This is a genomic window from uncultured Campylobacter sp., from assembly GCF_937997465.1.
In the GTDB taxonomy this organism is placed as follows: Bacteria; Campylobacterota; Campylobacteria; order Campylobacterales; family Campylobacteraceae; genus Campylobacter_A.
Genome location: NZ_CALKTQ010000205.1, coordinates 1 through 4,661 on the forward strand (window position 1 = coordinate 1; position 4,661 = coordinate 4,661).

Sequence of the window (4,661 nt, forward strand, 5' to 3'; positions counted from 1 at the left end):
GACCAAAACCAGTTGCCTTACCGCTTGGCGATACCCCAGCCTGTAAAAAGAAAGGTGATTATATATATTTTTACCTTATTTGTCAAGCTTTTTGGCAAATTTTCGCCATTTTTTCAAAGTTTTTCCATAAAAGCCGTGCTATACGAGCCATTTAAGCGCCTATTTATATCGTCCTGCCAGCTAGCAGGGAGCACTTCAAGAGCCCTAAATTTAGGCAATAAATCCAAATTTTCACTCGGATTAAAAAACAGTTTATTTATTTGCATTACGCTTAGTGCGTTTTCGTTTTTTTGCAGGATCTCTATCTCGCAGCCAGCACTACATGAGCCATTTTCAAGTACCTTGTAGTACCAGCCGGTTAATCCCGTGGCAAAAATCTCTTTGGCTAAATTTGTATTCCCCCAGCGTTTTGCGAGCTTAAAGCACGGTTTTCGCGGCTGGGTTACTTGTAGTACTAATGAGCCGATTTTATGCACGTCGCCGACGCTCACGCTAGTTTCATCCAGCCCGCTAACGGTCAAATTTTCGCCCATCGCGCCTAATGGCAAATTTTTAAGCCCAAGATAAGCTTCCCACGCGGGATAGTTTTCTAGCGAATTTGCAAATACGGCTTTATTTACGCCGCCGTGATGCTCAGTGTCGGCCACCTCGTCGCCCTCAAAGCCAAGCTCGCCCGCGTAGATTTCGCCCGTTTGCGCATTTTTAAATATCGCCGAGCGCCACGCCTTGCCTAGCTCGTCCGCAGCTGCCGCGCTGCCGTACTGCCTTGCTTTACCTATCAAAAGAGCCTTTACGAATGCCATCTTGCCCTCACGCCACGTTTTGCAGATTTAGCCTAACCTGCTCGCCCTCGTCGTTAAACTCAAATCTCACCGCCCTAGCCCCGAAGCTCTTTGCGATCGCCTCTAGCGTATCGCGCGCGGATTTGTGGATCTTGGACTGGAGCTGATTTATCAGGCGTACGGACATCTTTTCGACCTCGGCGCGCGCCTCCTCTATGAGCCTGTTTTTATCCTCCTCGCTAAAGCTGCTACCGAAAAATCCATTTAGCGAATCAGGCAGCAAAAACGGGATAAATTTGCCGTTTTTCTCGTCGTAAAATTTCATATTCGCGATCGAAAATTTGTATTTGCAAGGCGGCATCTTGATGAGATACTCCTCGCTCGCGACATTTACGATCTCTAGGCGCGGGCTCGTTAGGTCGTAGATGAAGTTTATCTCAAACTCAAATATCATCGAGAGCTTTTTCTCGCTCACCAGCCAGCGTAGATACTCCTTGCCAAAACTGCCAAATGCGTGGTCGGTTTTGGTCACGATCTCTTTGCTATAGACCTGAAAAACAGATAGCTCGCCGATGGATTTTAGCTGCGATATCTCGGTGCTAATCTGCGTTGTCGCAGGCTTTTGCGCGGTTTTTAAGGCTTTATTAAATCTAAAAATCGTAAATACGCAAATCGCCAGCAAAATCGCTAAAATAAGGCTTGTAACATCTATCATCTTTGCTCCTTTAAAAGGCGATTTTAGCGAAATTCGTTAAAATAATCGTTAAATTTGAGTTTTTGGCTGTTTTATATCGGTATAAATTTGGATCGTAAGTTTAAATTTAGCGAGCTTTTAGATTCGGTGCAGTTTGGCAAAACCCGCACCTTTGAGATACGGGTTTTAAATTTTACGCAAATTTGAGGCAAATTTAAATAGCTTAAAACACCTGAATAAATTTAAAATCATGCTCTCTAAGCACTTTTTTGATGAGTTCTTGATGGTCTTCACCCTTGGTTTCCAGCGTGATCGTGATATTAGCGTCGCCGTACTCCAGACTCGTGGAGAAGCGGTCGTAGTCGATCTTTACTATGTTGGCATTTGCGATCTTTAGGCTATCGGTTAGGCTCATGAGCGCGCCTGGTTTATCTATCAGCGTGATTTGTAGCGCCATCTTGCGGTGCGACTTTATGAGACCTTTTTCGATGATGACGTTTAGCATCTGCACGTCGATGTTTCCGCCGCTTAGCACGATGCCGATACGCTCGCCGGCCTTAAATTTGACCTTGTTGTGCAAGATACTGGCGACACCGACCGCACCCGCGCCCTCGACCACGATCTTTTGCGTCTCAAGCAGGAACAAAATCGCGTTTGCGATCTCCTCGTCGTCGACCTGCACGAACTCGTCCACGCACTCTAGGATATTTGCCAGCGTCGTCTCACTCGCATCGCGAACCGCGATACCGTCGGCGATCGTGCGCACGGTTTTTGAATTTATGCTTTTTTTAGCGCTAAAGCTGTTAAACATAGCAGGCGCGCCCTTTGCACTCACGGCGACCACCCGGATGTCTGGGTTTACCTGTTTTACGCAGCTTGATATGCCGCTTATTAGCCCGCCGCCGCCAACGGGCACGATGATAGTTTCAAGCTCAGCCAGATCGTCAAGCATCTCAAGTCCCACCGTCCCCTGCCCGGCCATCACGTACTCGTCGTCAAATGGATGAATAAAGCTCATGCCCTGCTGCTTGGCATACTCTACGGCGTAGGCATAGGCCTCGTCGAAGTTATCGCCCTTTAGGATGACTTCGGCGCCTAGATCTTTGGTGCCTAGTACCTTTAAAAGCGGCGTAGACTCGGGCATCACGATAGTAGCGGGCGTTTTAAACTCGCGCGCCGAGATAGCCACGCCTTGGGCGTGATTGCCGGCACTTGCCGCGACGACGCCTTTTTTACGCTCCTGCGCGCTTAAATTTGCGATTTTATTATACGCGCCGCGGATCTTATACGCGCCCGTGCGCTGGAGGTTTTCTTCTTTTAGGTAGATGAGCGCGCCGCTGGCGAGGCTTAGTTTTGCGCTGTAGGCAAAGGGCGTCTTATACACAAAGCCGCTTATCGTGCGCTTGGCTTGGATTATTTTATTTAGAGAGATCATTTTAGCCTTTCGTTTTTGTTTAAATTTTACTTTTCGTCGCTTTTGCTTGCGCGTTTATTTACCGTATTTTTGCTTACGTTTTCTTTATTTTCGTTTTTACATTTACTTTTTGCCGCGGGCCGCTAAATTTACAGTGCAAGCTTCTCCGTCAAATTTGGCCTAATCAAGCCTTTGTAGCTCGATTTTTATGCACCTATCCTGCACGAAATTTATCCCGTTTTCGCGCGCGATCGCTCCTGCGGCATCGTTTGTTATACCAAGCTGCAACCACAGCGTTTTTACGCATTTTTTGACGGCGTCCTTTACTAGCTCGCTAGCAAATTCGCCTTTTCTAAACATCACTGCGACGTCGATATCTTGGTCTATTTCCATCAAATTTCTATAGACCTTGCGTCCTAAAATTTCATCAAATTTTGGATAAACAGGAAATACGTTAAATCCGCGCTTGATGAGAAATTTCGCAACCTCGTTGCTAGGCTTGCTCTCATCAGGACTAAGGCCCACGACCGCGATATTTTTAGCGGCGGATAAAATTTGCCCTAGATCGCTAGGCATTTTTACCCTTTAAAAGCACGCCGCACTCGATATGAGTAGTATTTGCAAACTGATCAAACACGGCAAATTTGACCGCCTCGTGCGTCGCGGCAAGCTGCGCTAGATCGCGCTTTAGACTCTGGGGCTAACAGGAGATATAGATGATATTTTCGTAGTTTTTGATGAAATTTATCACGCTCTCATCAAGCCCCGCGCGCGGCGGATCAACCAAAACGTGCGAGAAGTCGTAGCTAAAGATATCAAGCTCTCTTAGACGGTTAAACTCGCGCTCGCGCCCAAACGCGCTCATCAGCTCCTCGGCGCTCATTCGTAAAAATTTGATGTTATCTACGCCGTTTAGTTCGCAGTTTTTGAGCGCATTTGCGATCGAGCTTTTGGATATTTCGGTTGCCAAAACGCGCTTAAATTTTTCCGCTAGCGGAACGGTAAAGTTGCCGTGTCCACAGTAAAGCTCAAGTAGATCCACGCCGCGCTCTACACAGCTCTTCGCCCACTCGATCATCTTTTTGTTTACGGCGGTGTTTGGCTGGATAAAAGCTCCGTCGCCGAATGTAAATTTGTAAATTTTGCCACCGATGTTTAGGCGGTCCTCTAAATTTAGTTCATTGCTTAGTAGCTTTTGCCCTTTTGCTCTAGCTGCTATCGTTACGCTCAGATCGGCAAATTTGCGCACTAGGCTCTCTATCTCGCCCTGCTCGGCTTCGCCTAGACGCTTATGATAGAGCAGCGTCGCCAGTATCCCGCTCGCGCACGAGATAAACTCGGCGCCAAAGAGTCTCTCTTTTAAAATTTGATTTTTCGCAAGCGCCTCAAGCAAACGCGGCATCAAATTTGCGATAGGAGAGGCTACTTTCGGGCACTCGTCTATAAAAATGCGCTTAGTTTTAGCACCGTACATCGTGTATCTTAGCTCCTCGCCGTCGCGCCAGACCCCAAACTCCGCTCTGGTACGGTAAGCGACACTCTGCGAGGCGAAAAACTCAAATTCGCCGCTATAAAACGGCTCAAATTCGCACCTTATAAAATCAGTTTTAAATTTAACCTGCTCCTCGTAAGGCATATCAAGAGTGCAACTACCGCATTCTCCTAGAAATTTACAAAATTTAACGGGCAAATTTAAACCTTTTGTCCGACGAGTCTAACAACCAAAGCCGTAATCAAAAGCCCAAACGGTAGAACTATCCAGACGCTTAGG

Annotated in this window: 4 protein-coding genes and 1 pseudogene; all 5 read right to left on the minus strand. The window is 47.0% G+C overall.

From position 1 onward, the window contains the following. Positions 1-113: 113 nt before the first annotated feature. Positions 114-782 (minus strand): MOSC domain-containing protein, encoded by a 669-nt coding sequence (locus tag Q0546_RS06755; protein WP_298791637.1) that lies wholly within the window; start codon positions 780-782, stop codon positions 114-116. A gap of 28 nt (positions 783-810) precedes the next feature. Further along, the gene (locus tag Q0546_RS06760; protein ID WP_298791639.1) at positions 811-1,497 is read right to left on the minus strand and encodes a DUF4230 domain-containing protein; all 687 of its coding nucleotides are present in this window, start codon (positions 1,495-1,497) and stop codon (positions 811-813) included. Between the two features lie 202 nt (positions 1,498-1,699). Further along, on the minus strand, positions 1,700-2,911 hold the full coding sequence (gene ilvA / locus Q0546_RS06765) for a threonine ammonia-lyase (RefSeq protein ID WP_002951266.1): 1,212 nt from the start codon (positions 2,909-2,911) through the stop codon (positions 1,700-1,702). Between the two features lie 159 nt (positions 2,912-3,070). Further along, on the minus strand, positions 3,071-3,466 hold the full coding sequence (locus Q0546_RS06770) for a CoA-binding protein (protein WP_298791641.1): 396 nt from the start codon (positions 3,464-3,466) through the stop codon (positions 3,071-3,073). Beyond that, a pseudogene (gene trmA, locus Q0546_RS06775) lies at positions 3,459-4,580 on the minus strand (tRNA (uridine(54)-C5)-methyltransferase TrmA). Before trmA ends, Q0546_RS06770 begins: the two are co-directional and overlap by 8 nt. Positions 4,581-4,661 lie beyond the last annotated feature (81 nt).